General features: G+C 74.6%; 13 protein-coding genes. 1 reads left to right on the forward strand and 12 read right to left on the reverse strand.

Going from position 1 to position 15,369, the window contains the following annotated elements; genetic code table 11:
- Positions 1-26: 26 nt before the first annotated feature.
- The 12 genes from OG776_RS00785 to fabD form a co-directional block, all read right to left on the reverse strand.
- Positions 27-1,223: a phytoene desaturase family protein gene (locus OG776_RS00785; RefSeq protein ID WP_329318148.1), complete on the reverse strand. Its 1,197-nt coding sequence runs from the start codon at positions 1,221-1,223 to the stop codon at positions 27-29.
- Between the two features lie 31 nt (positions 1,224-1,254).
- Positions 1,255-2,247: an aldo/keto reductase gene (locus OG776_RS00790; RefSeq protein ID WP_148014876.1), complete on the reverse strand. Its 993-nt coding sequence runs from the start codon at positions 2,245-2,247 to the stop codon at positions 1,255-1,257.
- A gap of 855 nt (positions 2,248-3,102) precedes the next feature.
- On the reverse strand, positions 3,103-3,972 hold the full coding sequence (locus OG776_RS00795; protein ID WP_329318151.1) for an ester cyclase: 870 nt from the start codon (positions 3,970-3,972) through the stop codon (positions 3,103-3,105).
- 68 nt (positions 3,973-4,040) lie between these two features.
- Positions 4,041-5,165 carry a 3-oxoacyl-ACP synthase III family protein gene (locus tag OG776_RS00800; protein WP_329318153.1) on the reverse strand — a complete coding sequence of 375 codons (1,125 nt, stop codon included), beginning with the start codon at positions 5,163-5,165 and terminating at the stop codon, positions 4,041-4,043.
- 2 nt (positions 5,166-5,167) lie between these two features.
- Entirely contained in the window at positions 5,168-7,528 is a 2,361-nt protein-coding gene (locus OG776_RS00805) for a beta-ketoacyl-[acyl-carrier-protein] synthase family protein (RefSeq protein WP_148014764.1), read from the reverse strand.
- A gap of 314 nt (positions 7,529-7,842) precedes the next feature.
- Positions 7,843-9,132: a beta-ketoacyl-[acyl-carrier-protein] synthase family protein gene (locus tag OG776_RS00810; RefSeq protein ID WP_329318156.1), complete on the reverse strand. Its 1,290-nt coding sequence runs from the start codon at positions 9,130-9,132 to the stop codon at positions 7,843-7,845.
- The gene (locus OG776_RS00815) at positions 9,129-9,647 is read right to left on the reverse strand and encodes a hydroxymyristoyl-ACP dehydratase (RefSeq protein ID WP_329318158.1); all 519 of its coding nucleotides are present in this window, start codon (positions 9,645-9,647) and stop codon (positions 9,129-9,131) included. Before OG776_RS00815 ends, OG776_RS00810 begins: the two co-directional genes overlap by 4 nt.
- Positions 9,644-10,921 carry a beta-ketoacyl-[acyl-carrier-protein] synthase family protein gene (locus OG776_RS00820; RefSeq protein ID WP_148015009.1) on the reverse strand — a complete coding sequence of 426 codons (1,278 nt, stop codon included), beginning with the start codon at positions 10,919-10,921 and terminating at the stop codon, positions 9,644-9,646. The genes OG776_RS00815 and OG776_RS00820 overlap by 4 nt, the downstream gene beginning before the upstream one ends.
- Entirely contained in the window at positions 10,918-11,370 is a 453-nt protein-coding gene (locus tag OG776_RS00825; RefSeq protein WP_148015008.1) for a 3-hydroxylacyl-ACP dehydratase, read from the reverse strand. The genes OG776_RS00820 and OG776_RS00825 overlap by 4 nt, the downstream gene beginning before the upstream one ends.
- Positions 11,371-11,402: 32 nt before the next feature.
- Positions 11,403-12,170, reverse strand: coding sequence for an SDR family NAD(P)-dependent oxidoreductase (locus tag OG776_RS00830; RefSeq protein WP_148015007.1), 768 nt, complete (start codon positions 12,168-12,170; stop codon positions 11,403-11,405).
- Positions 12,171-12,337: 167 nt separating this feature from the next.
- The gene (locus OG776_RS00835; RefSeq protein WP_261995124.1) at positions 12,338-12,760 is read right to left on the reverse strand and encodes an acyl carrier protein; all 423 of its coding nucleotides are present in this window, start codon (positions 12,758-12,760) and stop codon (positions 12,338-12,340) included.
- A 227-nt stretch (positions 12,761-12,987) separates the two neighbouring features.
- Entirely contained in the window at positions 12,988-13,956 is a 969-nt protein-coding gene (gene fabD, locus OG776_RS00840; RefSeq protein WP_148014844.1) for an ACP S-malonyltransferase, read from the reverse strand.
- 316 nt (positions 13,957-14,272) lie between these two features.
- Between fabD and OG776_RS00845 the strand changes: the two genes are divergently transcribed.
- Positions 14,273-14,851: a TetR/AcrR family transcriptional regulator gene (locus OG776_RS00845; RefSeq protein WP_148014843.1), complete on the forward strand. Its 579-nt coding sequence runs from the start codon at positions 14,273-14,275 to the stop codon at positions 14,849-14,851.
- The last annotated feature ends 518 nt before the right edge of the window (positions 14,852-15,369 follow it).

Consider the following 15,369-nt stretch of genomic DNA (forward strand, 5'->3'; position numbering starts at 1 on the left):
GGGGTGGGGTGGGACGCGAGGCTCACTCATCGCCCGAGCACCGCGGAGTGGTGCGCGGCCGGCCGGGCGCTGAGGGCGAGTTCCGCGGCCCGCAGGGCGCTGTTGATGGAGGTCTCGGCGAGGATGCCGGGGGCGGCGACGCTGTCGCCGGCCAGGAACACCCCGTCCCCGCGGTCGACGGCGGGCCGGTCGCGCCAGCTGAGGCCGGGCAGGTCGAGGGCGCCGGTGCGGCCCCGGGAGACGCCTTCGCGGCGCCACAGGATGCGCTGCTGCCAGCCGGGGGTGGTCAGGTCGAAGAGTTTCTCCAGCCGGGCCAGCGCGTCGGCCTTCGACTCGCCGGGCCTGATCGGCATCTGTCCCTGGAACAGGGCCTGGCCCTCGGGGGCGAGGGAGGGGTCGTGGTCGGAGTACTGGGAGGTGAAGCCGCCCTCGTCCATGTCGAAGGAGACGTTGCCGTCCTTCTTGGAGTGGGTGACGGCCATGTCGAGCAGGGCGGCGGTGCCGCTGGGCCACTGCAGGGAGTCGTCGCCGAGCAGGCTGCGGGCGGCGGCGAGGGAGGTGGCGACGATGACCGGTCCGCCGGTGGGCAGTTCGGTCAGCCGGGAGCCGGTCTCGATGACGACGCCGCGGGCGCGGGCGACGCGTTCCATGCGGGCGATCAGCGCGCCCCAGCCGCCCATGAAGTAGCGGCTGGGCAGCGGGAAGCGGGGGGTGCCCACGCGCAGCAGGCGTTCCCACACGAAGGCCGCGGAGAGGCGTCCGGGGTCGCCGTCGAAGAGGATCGGGCCGAGGAAGCCGAGGGCTTCGTCGACGGTCTGCTGGGCGAAGCGTTCGCTCGCCCAGTCCTGGAAGGAGCGGTCGACGGGGACGTCGATGCCGCGGTGCATCCAGGTCATCCGCATGTAGCCGCCGGGCAGGGTCATCCGCAGCCGGCCCTGGTGGCGGAAGCGCATCCGGGTCCACTCGTGGAAGGACAGCCGTACGTAGCGGCCGGCCAGTCCGCGCTGCAGCAGCCAGTGCCAGGCGTCGCCGTTGTCGAAGAAGGTGTGCGGCCCGTCGTTGGTGACGTAGGGGCCGGAGGCGGAGCGGGCGCGGCCGCCCGCGTGGGAGTGGGCCTCGTGGACGGTGACGTGGGCGCCCTGTTCGGCGGCGGAGATCGCCGCGGTCAGGCCGGCCAGTCCGCCGCCGATGATCGTGATGTTCGCCATGGTTGTCGCTCTCACTCGTCTTCGAAGGTCCGCGGCCGGTCGGGGTTCAGCCGTCGAGCGTGGCCATGGCGCCGACGGGATAGCGGTCCCCCACCGTGGAGCCGTGGGGGGCGATCTCGTCGAGCGCCCTGAGGTCGTCCGCACTCAGGGTCACGTCGCTCGCGGCGAGGTTCTCCTGCAGGTACGGGACGCGCTTGGTGCCGGGGATGGCGATGACGTCGTCGCCCTGGGCGAGCACCCAGGCCAGGGCGAGCTGCCCGGCGGTGATGCCCTTGGACGCGGCCAGGTGCTGCAGCCGTTCGACGACGTGCAGGTTCTGGTCGAGGTTGCCCTGCTGGAAGCGGGGCGCGATACGGCGGAAGTCGTGTTCGGCCAGCCCGTCGAGGCTGCGGATGCGGCCGGTGAGCAGGCCGCGGCCCAGCGGGCTGTAGCCGACGAAGCCGATGCCCAGTTCGCGGACGGTGGCCAGGACTCCGTTGGCCTCGACGTCGCGGGTGGACAGGGAGTACTCGGTCTGTACGGCGGCCAGCGGGTGCACGGCGTGGGCGCGGCGGATGGTGGCGGCGGACGCCTCGCACACGCCGAGGTGGCGGACCTTGCCGGCCTGGACCAGTTCGGCCAGCGCGCCGACGGACTCCTCGACGGGCACGGCGGGGTCGACGCGGTGCAGGTAGTACAGGTCGAGGTGGTCGGTGCCCAGCCGGCGCAGGGTGCCCTCGACGGCGGTACGGATGTAGTCGGGGCGGTTGTTGAGGCGGCCGGTGATGGTGCCGTCCTCGGTGACCTCGTTGCCGACCTTGGAACAGACGACGACGCCGTCGCGGCGGCCGGCGATGACCCGGGCGACGAACTCCTCGTTGCTGTGCGGGCCGTAGAAGTCGGCGGTGTCGAGGAGGGTGACGCCCAGTTCCAGTGCCCGGTGCGCGGTGCGCAGGGCCTCCTGCTCGTCGGCGGGGCCGTAGGCGAAGGTCATGCCCATGCAGCCGAGTCCCTGTTCGGAGACCGCCGGCCCCTGGCTGCCGAGTGTTCGTTGCCGCATCATCGGTTCCTTCCTGAGCCGTGCGGGCGGGTGCCGTCCCGGGTACGGCCGGTTCCGGCACCACCCGGGAATTAGCAGTGACAGTATTGATGCCCTTGCTAGAGAAGTACTGGGGCCGGGTGGCCTGCGGCCGGCTCACCAGGTCCGGGACTCCTGGAGCCGGGGGCGCCGACTGCCCCCGGCAGGGGGGCTGTTGACCGGCACCGGTTTCCTTGAGCCCCGGGGGCGCCTGCGGGCGTCGGCTCCGCGATCCGGGAAACCGCCCGCCGGGGGCCGGTCTTTATGCGCCGGGGCGCCGACTCCCCTCGGGCGGGGGGCCGTTGACCGGCACCGGTTCCCTTGAGCCCGGGGGGGCGCCTGCGGGCGTCGGCTCCGCGATCCGGGAAACCGCCCGCCGGGGGCCGGTCTCCATGCGCCGGGGGCGCCGACTGCCTCCGGGCCAGGGGCCGTTCAGGTGCACCGGGTCGGGTGCCGCGCCGGTTGCCGGGCGCGCCCCGGACCGCCCTGGCCGTGGCATCCCGGCCGGGACAGGGAGCCGACTCCGCCGAGCCGAGGCCTGTTCACCCCTGCGGGCCCTCGCGCAGGAGTCGATCCCCCGTGGTCCGGGGCCCGTTCACCGGGTTCAGCTCCCGGTCCGGAGGCGTTCGAGGAGAGGTGTCCCTCGGGCGGAGGCCGTTCACCGCATCACTCCCCTGGCCCCCGGGCCCGTCCACCGCGTCACCGGTCGGCCCGGGCGGGGACCGGTCCGGGCGTACCGGCCCCCGAGGTTCGGGCTCCGGCGGCCCGTCCGCCGGGGGCGGGCCGCCGGGGGGGCGGCCGGTTGCCGGTCGGTCGGCTGGGGCCGCCCGTCGGCGGTCAGTCGGCGGTGGTCAGCTCGGTGGTGACGGAGGTCCAGGTGTGGGCCGTGCCGGTGGTGGTGCTGTCGGCGAGGCGGGACCAGGGGTCGGTGCCGAGGATCTCGGTGGCCTGTTCGCGCAGCCACTGGTCGAAGGGGTCGGTGGAGGTGAGCAGGCGGCGGGCGGCGGCCTGCGGGTCGCGGGCTTCGATCTGGTGGACGAGGACGTCGTGGCCGTCGAGCGGGCGCAGGTCGAAGGACTCCTGGAGGATGCCGGCGCGGCGCCGGGAGGTCTCGTAGGCGTGCAGCCGGGGTCCGGCGAGCTCGGTCTGCAGGCGGCGCCAGCCTTCGGCGGCGCCGCCGGTCAGGGTGAGCAGGGTGCAGGCGCCGGTGACGGCGCGGCGGGCGGCGGCGCGGGCCGCGGTGCGGGCGGCGGGGGCCAGCCGGCGCATGCCGAGCACGGCGAGCATGTTGGACTCCACGCCGATGCCCCAGCGTTCGGCGATCAGGCCGTTGTCGAGCAGCCGCCACACCACGACGCCGTTGAACTCGATGACCTGTCCGGTGGGGGCGGCGCCGAGGAAGTCGCCGAGGTGGGTGCCGCGCCAGGTGTTGTGGATGACGACGTGGTCGCCGTGGGCGCTCATGTCCTGGATGGTCACGTGCAGGTCGGGGAAGCCCTCGCGCAGGCCGGCGATGGTGTAGCGGACTCCTTCGAGTCCTTCGGGGGCTCCGGGCAGCGGCTGGTGGTCGACCATGTCGGGGCTGTAGATCTCGTCCACGACCGAGAAGTCGCCCTGGTTGACGAAGGCGTCGAAGACCCGGCGGATGGTCTTCTTGTTGCGCTCCTCCACGCTCTGTGCGGTGCGCACCGTCTCTTGTATCGACACGTTCCATCCTTGTGGTGTCGGCGCCCGCGGGGGGCGGGTCGGGGCGGGCGGGGGCGGGCCGGGGCCCGTCACCGGCCGGGGAAGGGGGCGTCCCAGGTGAGGGTGAGGCCCGCGTACACGTAGCGGCTGGCCTCGATGGCGAGGAGCAGGACGGTGTCGCCGGGGGTGATGCGGCCCTGGCTCCAGCCGGCGTCCAGGGCCAGCGGGACGGCGGCGGAGCCGGTGGCGCCGACGTCGGTGAGGTTCTCCACGATGGTCTTGCTCAGGGTGGTCCGGTCGGCGTCGGACAGTCCGGCGGTGCCGTACTCGCTGGCGAAGTACTCGGCGTTTCCCTCGGGCAGGACGCAGGCGTCGATGTCGTCGAGGGTGAGGCGGGAGCGGTGGAGCATGTCGTGGATGCCCTCGACGAAGACGCGGGGGCCGAAGCGGGCGGTGCCGGGGATGTCGAGGCGGATGTCCATGAGGCGGGGGCGGCGCTGCTGTTCGGCGAGGGGGGCGTCGGTGCCGCCGCCGATGATGTGCATGCCGGGTTTGCGGGTGCCGCCCAGGGAGCGGGTGGCGAAGACGGGGCGCGGGCGGCCGGCGGCGGAGCCTTCCTCGCCGGCGCGCAGCACCATGGCGCCGGCGCCGTCGCCGAAGGTGTAGACGGTCAGGCGGTCGCGCATCCGTACGCGTTCGGGTTCGCGGCCCAGGAAGACGGGGGCCAGCAGCGGGGAGACGGCTTCGGCGCCGATGACCAGGGCGGTGGCGTAGGTGCCGTCGGCGAGCAGGCGGCGGGCGATGTCGAGGGCTTGGACGGCGCCGACGCAGCCGGCCCTGACCTCGATGACGGCGCAGCGTTCCAGGCCGAGTTGTTCCTGGACGTAGGTGGCGGCGACGGGCAGCAGGTAGTCGGGGCTGGCGGTGGAGACGACGATGAGGTCGATCTCGTCGGCGCCGACGCCGGCCCGGTCGAGGGCCTGGCGGGCGGCGGCGGTCGCCATGGCGGAGGTGCTGGTGGTGTGGGCGCCGGTGCGGGGGTCGGTCATCCAGTGCCGGCGCTGGACCTGGATGCCGTCCAGGACGTCGTCGGGCAGCGGTCCGCAGACGCGGGCCAGGGCGTCGTTGTCGAGGGCCTCGCCGGGCAGGTGGGCGCCGGTGGCCAGGACGGACACGTGGCGTTCGGCGGGGGGCGGGGCGGGGGTGTGGGGCATGGTCAGTTCTCCGTTGCGGGACGCAGGACGAGGCTGATGTGGGTGCCGCCGAGGGAGGAGCTGTTGATGAGGACCGGGCCGGCGGTGGTGTGGTGCTGCCAGCCGGTGACGGCGAGGAGGGCGGCGAGCTGGGCGCCCGCGCCGACGGGTTCACCGAGGGTCTGCTTGGGGGTGTGCACGGGGCAGCCGGACGCGGCGGCGAGCCGGCCGGTGGCCCGTGCCTCGGGGGCGTCGGCGCGGGTGAGGCCGGCGGCGTTGGCCCAGATCGCGGTGATGTCGCGGGGGTGGACCCCGGCGTGGCCGAGGGCCGCGTGCATGGCGCGTTCGACGCCGTCGCCGTCCTCGTCCCAGCGTCCGACGCCGGCCGCGTCGCCGGCGGTGCCGTGGCCGGCGAACTCGGCCAGGATGCGGGCGCCGCGGGCACGGGCGCTGGACTCGCGTTCCAGGACCAGGGTGATGCCGGCCTCGGCGAGGGTGTAGCCGGTGTCGGTGAACAGCGGCAGGCCGCGGTAGGCGGTCAGGACGCCCGGGGAGAGGTCCTCGACGGCGGGGCACAGGACGGCGTCGGCGCGGTGCTGCAGCAGCAGGTCGTGGGCGACGGTCAGGGCGGAGGCGCCGGCCGCGTGGCCGGTGGTCACGGTGGAGGTGGGGCCCTTGGCGCCGACGTGCATGGCGACCTGGCCGGCGGCGGCGTTGAAGACGGTGTTGGGGAAGACGGCCGGGCTGCCCTCGGCGGGGCAGCCGTCCAGGACGGGCAGCAGGAAGTCCTCGATGCTGCGCATCGGGCCGAGCCCGGTGCCCAGGACGACGCCGGTGTGTTCGTCGGCGTCCAGTCCCGCGTGGGCGAGGGCGGCGCGGCAGGAGGCGACGGCGAGCTGGGAGAGGCGGTCCATGCGGCGGCGGTCGCGGGCGCCGATGTGGGCGGCGGGGTCGAAGTCGGCGCGGGCGACGTGCAGTCCGTCCTCTTCGCCGCCCAGCCGTGTGCCGCGCTGCCAGGCCTCCCACAGGGCGTCCGGGCCTTCGCCGGCGGCGGTGATGGCGGCGCCGCCGGTGATGACGACCTTCTCCGCGGCGGGCGGGGCCGGTACGGAGAAGCGGCGGCCCGACGGCCAGCCGAAGGCGACGCAGGCGTTGGCGCCGGCGAAGGCGAAGTTGTTGGACAGGGCGGCGTTCATGGCCAGTTCGCGGCCGGTGTCGGGGACGGCGTCGAGTCCGCATTTGGGGTCGGTGCCGGTGAAGTTGGCGGTCGGCGGGGCGGTCTGTTCGACGAGGGCCTGGACGGTGACGATGGCCTCGACCGCGCCGGCCGCGCCGAGCAGGTGGCCGATCATCGACTTGGAGCTGCTGAGCGCGGTCTTGTCGGCGGCCTCGCCGAACGCGGCGCGCACGGCGTTGGACTCGGCGGAGTCGTTCTTGGGGGTACCGGTGCCGTGGCCGTTGATGTAGCCGACGTCCTGCGGGGTGATGCCGGCGGCCTTCAGGGCGCCGCGGATGGCGCGGGCGGCGCCTTCGCCCTCGGGGTGCGGGGCGGTGGCGTGGTAGCCGTCGGCGGACAGGCCGTAGCCCAGGACCTCGGCGAGGATGGGGGCGCCGGCGGCGCGTGCCACGGACTCCTCGGCGAGGACCAGCATGCCGGCGCCCTCGCCGAGGGAGAGGCCGTCGCGGTCCTTGGAGTAGGGGGCGGCGGGCTTGGTGGACAGGGACTGCAGGCTGGTGAAGCCGGCGAAGGCGGTCTCGGTGAAGGCGTCGCTGCCGCCGGCGAGCATCGCGTCCGCGCGGCCGGCGGAGATCGCCTCGGCGGCGTGGGCGATGGCGTGGGCGCCGGAGGCGCAGGCGGTGTTGACGCTCAGTGCGGGGCCCTTGAGGGAAAAGGCGCTGCTGAGTGCCTCGGCGATGGCCTGCGGGGGCACCAGCAGGTAGTGCCGGCCGTCGTCGGGGGGCGCGGTGCCCTCGCGGCTGCGGCGGGCGAGTTTCTCGGCGGTGCGCAGGCCTCCGTTGCAGGAGCCGAAGGCGACGCCCCAGCGTTCGGCGGGCAGCGAGGCGAGGCCGGCGCCGGCCATCGCCTCCTGGGCGGCGGTCAGCGCGAAGTCCATCGCCGGTTCGCGTTCGCGGCCGCCGAAGGAGGCGAGGTAGTCGTAGGCGGGCCGGGAGGGGTTGCGCACCTCGCCGCCGATGGCCGTGCCGTAGCCGTCCATCGGCATGCCGCGTACCGGGCCGATGGCGGAATGCCCGGCCCGGATGCCCTCCCACAGCGCCGTGGCGCCCTCGCCCTGGGCGGTCACGGCGCCGATGCCGCAGACCACCACGGTCCGGGGCCGGGCCGCGGCGTCCGGCCGGGTGTCGTGGTCGTAGACGTCGGTCATGGCCGCACTCCTTTCGGGGATGCCGTGTGGTGCGGGCATTCCAGCTGTTGCGGGTATCGCGGGTGTCACGGGCGTGCCAGGCATGCCCGGCGCGGCGGGTGCGACAGGCACGGCGGGCGGGGCAGGCACGGCGGATGTCGCGGACGGACCGGCCGCACCGGCTGTGCGGGCTGTGTCGGTGGTGTCGGGGGCCGCGGGTGAGGCGGGTGCGGCGGGGGTCCGTGTGGTGTGGGGTGTGCCGGGTGCCGGTGCGGTGTGGGGTGTGGCGGGTGCCGGTGCGGTGCGGGGTGTGGCGGGGGTGTCGGGTTGCCGGGTCACGAGGGCCGTCCCAGGGCGACGGCGACGGCCTGCCCTTCCAGGCCGCGGGCCAGGGCGAGGGCGCTGTCGGGGCGGGTGTGGCGGGGGCTGAGCGGGACGTAGTCGAGGTCGCACTCGGGGGCGGGGCGGTGCAGGTTGAGGGTGGCGGGCACGGTGCCGCTGTCCAGGGCGAGCGCGGCGACGGCCGCGTTGAGTGCGCCGGCGCCGCCGACCAGGTGGCCGGTCTGCGGTTTGACGCTGCTGATCTGGGCGGACTTGGCGGCGGTGCCGAGGGCGTCGTGCAGGGCGACGGTCTCGCTGGCGTCGCCCTGCAGGGTGGCGCAGCCGTGTGCGGCGATGTATCCGCCGTCGGGGAAGGGGCGTTCGGCGTCGCGCAGGGCGCGGCCGATCGCGCGGGCCAGGCCGCGGGCGCGGGGCTGGGGGCTGGGCGGGCGGACGCAGTCGTTGCCGGCGCCGAATCCGGTGACCTCGGCGTAGCAGTGGGCGCCGCGGGCCAGGGCGTGTCCGCGTTCCTCCAGGACGAGGAGGGCGGCGCCCTCGCCGAACACGGAGCCGGAGCGGTCGCGGTCGAAGGGGCGGAAGGCTTCCTGGCCGAGGTCGGTGCGGGTGCTCAGGACGCCGAGGCCGTCCATCTTGGACATCGCCCACCAGCCGGTGGCGTCGTCGTAGCCGCCGGCGAGGACGACGTCGGCCTCGCCGCGGCGTACGGTGCGCATGGCGCGGCCGATGGCCATCGCGCCGGAGTCGGCGGTGCCGGCGAAGTAGGCGTTGGCGCCGCGGATGCCGTACTTCTCGGAGATGTGGAAGGCGGCGGCGGGCTGCAGTCCCTCGACGAAGAACAGCGGGGCGACCACCGAGGAGGCGGTGCGGCCCAGCAGGTGCAGGTCGGGGGTGCCGTCGTCGGCGCGGACGGCCTGGAGCTGGGTGATGAGTTCGTCCATGCGGGGCATTTCCTTGTTGCTGCCGAGGAAGAGCCCGGTGCGCTGTCCCAGGTCGCTCTCGCCGTCCAGGCCCGCGTCGCGCAGGGCGAGGGTGGCGCCGGCCAGGGCCAGCTGGTCGCCGCGGCACAGCATGCGCAGGGTGCGCCGGCCGGCCCACTGGGCGGGGTCGAAGCCGTGGATCTCGGCGCCGATGCCGGTGCGCAGCGGGGCCGGGTCGTAGGCGCGCAGCGGGCCGATGCCGCAGCGGCCCTCCAGCAGGCTGTCCCAGGTCTCGGCGGCGCTCTGGCCGATCGCGGTCATCAGGCCGATGCCGGTGACCATCACGCGGCGGCGCTGCTCGCTCATGCTGTGCCCTCCCGGGTCGTGGTGGCGCCGGCCAGGGTCAGGGCGCGGACGGTGGCGACCACCCGGTCCCCGACCCGGGCGGTGGCCCGGCATTCGGTCTGCCGGGGGCTGTGCCGGCTCACCTCGACGGTGAGGTGCACCTGGTCGCCGGGGCCGACGAAGTGCTTGAAGCGCACCCCGCGCACGGCGGCCAGGTGCCAGGAGCCGGGGCCGGCGGCGGCGCGGGCCAGTGCGGTGAGGCTCTCCAGCAGCAGGACGCCGGGCAGGACGGGGTGGCGGGGGAAGTGGGCGGTGAAGCAGGCCAGGGTGGCGGGCACGTTGCGGACGGCCACGGCCCGTTCGCCCTCCACGAGTTCCAGCAGCCGGTCGAAGGCCGGCACCGCCTGGGCGCCGGCGGCCCGCGCCTGTGCCCGGGTGAGGGCGGCGGCCCGCACGGCAGCGGCGTCGTCGGCGGTGGTCTGCCCGGGGGCCGTGCGCGCGGGGGCGGCGCCGGTCCGGGGGGCGGTGGTGGTCATGTGTCCTCCCGCGGGGCGCCGATGACGAGGCTGGTGTTGCTGCCGCCGAACGCGAACGCGTTGATGAGGGCCGCGTCCACCGGCATCGGGCGGGCGGTGTGCGGTACGTAGTCGAGGTCGAGGCCGCGGTCGGGCTGGTCGAGGTTGACGGTGGGCGGGACCAGGCGGTGGCGGATCGCGCCGAGCGCGGCCAGTACGCCCAGGCCCAGGCTGGCGGAGGTGAGGTGGCCGGCCATCGACTTGGGGGCGCTGACGACCAGGCGGTGGGCGTCGTCGGCGAAGACCTTCTTGATGGCGACGGTCTCGGACTGGTCGTTGCCGTGGGTGCTGGTGCCGTGCGCGACGACGTAGTCGATGCCGCCGGTGCCCACGCCGGACTCGGCCAGTGCGGCCTGCATGGCCTGGATCGCGCCGGAGCCGTCGGGCGGTGAGTCGGTGATGCGCCAGGCGTTGAGGGTGGAGCCGTAGCCGAGGACCTCGCCGAGGACGGGTGCGCCGCGCTCGCGGGCGGCGTCCAGGTCCTCCAGGACCACGGCGACGGCGCCCTCGCCGACCACGAAGCCGGAGCGGTCGGCGTCGAAGGGCCGTGAGGCGTGCTCGGGGTCGTCGTTGTGGCGGTCGGTCAGGGCGCCCAGCAGGCTGAAGCCGAGCAGGTCGAGCCAGGTGGTCAGGGAGTCGTAGCCGCCGGCGACCATCAGCTGGGCGTCGCCCTCCTGGATGGCGCGGAAGGCCTCGCCGATGGCGTGCCCGGAGCCGGAGCAGGCGGTGGAGATGCCGATCATCGGCCCGGTCGCGGACATCATCCGGGCCATGGCGCTCAGCGGCACGTTCTGGTCGTCGGTCAGGGTGACGGCCGGCGGGTGGCACAGGAAGGCGTCGGGGCGGCCGGTGGTGGCGCGCAGGTGGCCGACGTCGAGGAGGGCCTGCAGTTCGGGCCGGCCGACGCTGGCGCCCATGGCGACGCCGCGCTCGTCGAAGGGGTACACGTCCTCGCCGAGTTCGTCGGCGCCCGCGTTGCGCAGCGCCTCCCAGGCGGCCGCGACGCCGAACTGGCCGACGCGGGAAAGGTGTTTGCGTCCCACCCGGGCGGGGATCGCCGTGGCCGCGTCGAAGTCCTTGACCTGGGCGGCGATGCGCACCGGGAAGCCGGAGGCGTCGAAGGTGGTGAGTCTGCCGACGCCGCTGCGGCCGGCGGCCAGTGCCTGCCAGGTGCTCTCGGCGTCGTTGCCGAGCGGGGTGACGGCCCCCACTCCGGTGATGGCTACACGGGTCATCCCACCGGCCCTCCGCCCTGCAGCTGGTGCGCCATGCGCCGGGTGTCGGCGGGGTCGTCGAGGCGTTCGGCGTCGATGAGCGCGCACAGGATGCCGCCGGCGCTCAGGACGTCCTCGCCGTCCGCGGTCACGGTGCCGTCCAGGAGGGCGGCCTCCTCGGTCATCGACTCGATGGTGGCCCGCATGCGCAGCACCTCTCCGGGGCGGACGGCGCGGTGCGCGGTGGCCTCGCCGACGGCGAGGAGCGCGGCACGCAGCCGGTGGTCGGTGGAGAGCATGATCAGCCAGGTCGCCGACTGGCACAGCGCCTCCAGGGCCAGTCCGAAGGGCATGGCCGGTCCGCTCCCGGTGTCCTGCCAGTAGCTCTCGTCGACGGAGGTGACCTTGCGCGCGGTGATGTGCTCCCGCGGCGTGAAGGTCTCGATCCGGTCGATCAGATGGAATCGCATCGTCGTCTCTTCTTCCGTTCCCTCACGGTCCGTCACGGACGGCCGGTGCCCAGCTGGGCGGAGAACCCGCCGTCGACGCTGAGCAGTTCGCCGGTGGTGTAGCCGGAGTCGGGTCCGGCCAGGAACACCGCCGCCGCCGCGACCTGCTCGACGGTGGCGAAACGGCGCAGCGGTATCTGCCGCTTGATGCTGCGGCCGCCGTCGCGCTGCATCACCCCCTCCACCAGGTCGGTCGGGGTGAAGCCGGCCAGGACCGCGTTGACGCGCACGCCGAAGCGGGCGAGCTCGATCGCCGCGCAGCGGGTGAAGGAGTTCAACGCTCCTTTGGAGGCGGAGTAGTTGGCCTGGCCGATCCAGCCGCGTTCGCCCATCGCCGAGGAGATGTTGACGATCGTGGCGTCGCCGTGGGCCATGAACTGCTCCAGGACGGCGTGTGTGCAGTGGTAGGCGCCGCCGAAGTTGACCTTCATGACGTTCAGCCAGGCGTCCGGCGGCGCGTCGTAGATGAGACCGTCGTCGCTGGTGCCCGCGTTGTTGACGAGGATGTCGAGGGAGCCGAGGTGGCGGGTGGCCTCCTGGACCAGGCGGGCGGCCTGCTGCGGGTCGGCGACGTCGGCGCCGACGGCCACGGCCCGGCCGCCGGCGGTCTCGATCTCCTTGACGACCGCGGCGGCGTCCTCCTGCCGGGAGCGGTAGTTGACGGCGACGGCCGCGCCCTGCTCGGCCAGGGCCAGGGCGATGGCCCGGCCGATGCCGCGTGAGGCACCGGTGACCAGGGCGGTGCGGTCCTTCAGCTTCATCTGTCTCTTCCCGTTTCTGCTACGAGGTGGGCGGCGGCGCCGGGGCCCGCGCGGACCGGGGCCGTGTCCCGGCCGGGCGGCCGCCCGGGACGCGACGGGCGGCCGGCCGGGGTGCGGGTGGTGCGCGGGACGCCTTCGGCCCGCGCGCCACCGGCCGGACGGAGCGGTCAGGCGGCGTTCTGCGCCGCGGCCCGCTCGGTCAGCAGGTCGGTGAGGTTCTGCACGGTGAACAGGCCCAGCACGCCCTCGGCGGTCAGCGGCTCGGCGAGCTGGCTGCGGTCGAACTGCGGCAGGACCTTCTCCAGGTGGGTGAGGCCCGTGTCGTTGACGACCTCGTTCTCGTCACCGAACTCCTCGTCGGGGATGCCGCCCTGGAGCAGGGCGGCGATGTCGGCCACGGTGATCTTCACCTTGGTGGCGCGCTCGATGCGGAAGAGGATGTCGAGCAGGTCGATCGACTCGGCGCCGAGCTGCCCGAGCAGGGTGGCCTCGGCAACCGCCTCGGACTCGTCGATGCCCAGGGCGTCGGCGATGGCGGCCTGGACCGCGGAGAAGTAGTCGGTCGAGGTGGGAGTCAGGGTTTCGGACACCGTTGGCTGCCTTTCGGATGGGTCGCTCCGCGGCGCCGGCACCGAAGGCCGGCACCGGAGGGACGGGAACGGGATGAAGAAGAAGGACCGGATGACGACGAAGGACGACAGGGACAGGAGGACGGAAGGGACGGGACGGAGAGGGCCGGGCGGATCGGAGGGGTCGGAAGGGTCGGAGGGGTCGGAAGGGGCGGAGGCCGGGGAGCGGGAGGGAGGCGGGCGGGGTGTCAGGCGGCGGCGCCGGGCGCGGACTCCTGTCCCAGCTCGCGCAGCAGCGCGGCGACACGGCGTGCGTCGTGGGTGCTGCGCACCAGGGAGTGGACGCCGGTGCGGTTGGCGAAGCCGCTCAGCACCCGGCCGGGGCCGACCTCCAGGCAGCCGCCCGTCCCCAGCGCGGCCGCCGCGCCCAGCACGTCCACCCAGCGCACCGGACCGGCCAGCTGACGGCGCAGCAGATCGCGGGCGTGGGCGCCGTCACGCACCCGGGTGCCGGTGACCGAGCTGATCACGGGCAGCCGGGGCGCGGCGAAGGCGACGTGCTCCAGTTCGGCGGCGAACTCGTCCTCGATCGCCCGCATCAGCGAGCAGTGGAAGGGGGCCGACACCTTCAGCGCGACCACCCGTTCGGCGCCCGCCGCCAGCGCCCGGCGGCCGGCCTCCTCGACCGCGGCGTGCTGCCCGGAGACGACCGTCTGGCCCGGCTCGTTGTAGTTGGCGATCTCCACCACGCCCAGCGGGGCGCAGCCGGCGCAGATCTCCTCGATCCGGCCGGGGTCCAGGCCCAGCACGGCCGTCATCGACCCGCCGTCACGGCGCGCGACCCCGGCCATCAGCTCGCCGCGGCGGCGCACCAGGCGCAGCGCGTCGTCGGCGCCCAGCACCCCGGCGGCGACCAGTGCCGTGTACTCGCCCAGGCTGTGCCCGGCGACCACGGCCGGCACGAACCCGGCCTCCTCGCGCAGCACTTCGAGGACCGCGAGGCTGGTGGCGACGATGGCGGGCTGCGCGATCTCGGTCGGGGCGAGCTCCTCCTCCCCCGCCGTGCTGCACAGCGCGGTCAGCGGCAGGCCGGTGGCGTCCTGCGCGCGCGCCAGGACGCGTCCGGCGGTGCGGGGGTGCTCACGCAGCAGATGCCCGGCCATGCCCGCGCGCTGCGAGCCCTGCCCGGGAAACATCGTGAAGAAATTGTCGATCATCCCCGTTCCTGCCTCACTGAGTCGAAGAAGACGCCGGAGAAAGGTCATCGAGCCGTCGGCGACCGGATCTCGATTCTGTGAATCTGGCACGGAGTTCTGGCGCATTCCTCGAATGCGTCTGGACCGGCGGTACCGCGCCGGATTCCCGCCGCCGCATTCCGCACCGGACGGCGCGCCCTTTCCCGCCCGCGATCCGCCGGAAAACCACCCGGAACCCACCCTGAACCCACCCGTATTCCAGCCGCGTTCCACCGCTCCGGGTATTACCCGGGCCGACCCCTTGACCCAGTTAGTGATCAAACACTAACTTGTGGTCATGGTGAGGATGAGCGCAGACGAGCGGCGCGAGAGCGTCATCCGCGCGGCGATGAGCGAGTTCGCCCGGGGCGGGTACGACGGGACCTCCACCGAGGCCGTCGCCCGGCGCGCGGGGGTGTCGCAGCCGTACCTCTTCCGTCTCTTCGCGGGCAAGCGGGCCCTGTTCCTGGCGGCGGCGCGGCGCTGTCTGGCCGACACCGCGCGGCTGTTCGCCGAGGCGACCAAGGGCCTGGCGGGCGAGGAGGCACTGCGCGCGATGGCCGACGCGTACACCCGCGTCATCCTCAAGGAGCCGGAACGGCTGCTGATGCAGATGCAGGTGTACGTCGCGGTCGCGGCCTGCGAGGCGCGGGGGGACGCCGGGTTCGGCGAGGCGGTCCGGGCCGAGTGGCAGCGGCTGTGGGACACCGTCCACCGCCCGCTCGGCGCGGACACCGGCCAGACCACCACGTTCATGGCGTACGGGATGCTGGTCAACGTCCTGGTCTCCCTCGGGTTCCCGCCCGACCACCCGCTCTGGAACGGCCTGTACCCGGCGGTCCGGGCCGGGGCACGCCCGATGGCTCCGCCGGCGTGACAGGCCCCGCGGGGCTCGGCCGGGGTGCCTGCTGCGGGTGGAGGCGGTGGAACGGATGGAGTTGGCGGAGCGTCGACGTCGCTGTCGGCACGGGCGGTTGCGGTGCGGGGGGGCTGTGGTGCGGGGAGTTGCGGTGCGCGCGGTTGCGGTGCGGGTGCGGGTGGGGTGAACCGGCGCCGGACGCGGGTGCCGTGGCCCGGCCTCGGCGCTCCGGCCCGGCGCGGAGGTGAGGCCGGGTCCCGGATCGGGGGCGCTCCTGTGCGAGGTGGGTCCCGAGCCCAGGCGCTGTCCAAGCTCCTTTCCGTGCCGTGGAGTTGGTCTGCGGAGGGGGTGGGCCGGGGCCGGCCGGCGGCGGTGCGCCCGCGGCCGGCGCGGGATGGCGCGCGCCCGGAAGCCGGCCACGGCGTGGGGCCCCGGGGGTGCCGGGGGCGGGCGCACGATGCCGTACGGCCGGTGACTCCCGCCGCGGTGGCAGGGCCGGCAGGGCCCGAGGTCCCGCGCGCGGTGGCGCAACGGCC

The sequence above is a fragment of the Streptomyces sp. NBC_01689 genome, from assembly GCF_036250675.1.
GTDB lineage: Bacteria > Actinomycetota > Actinomycetes > Streptomycetales > Streptomycetaceae > Streptomyces.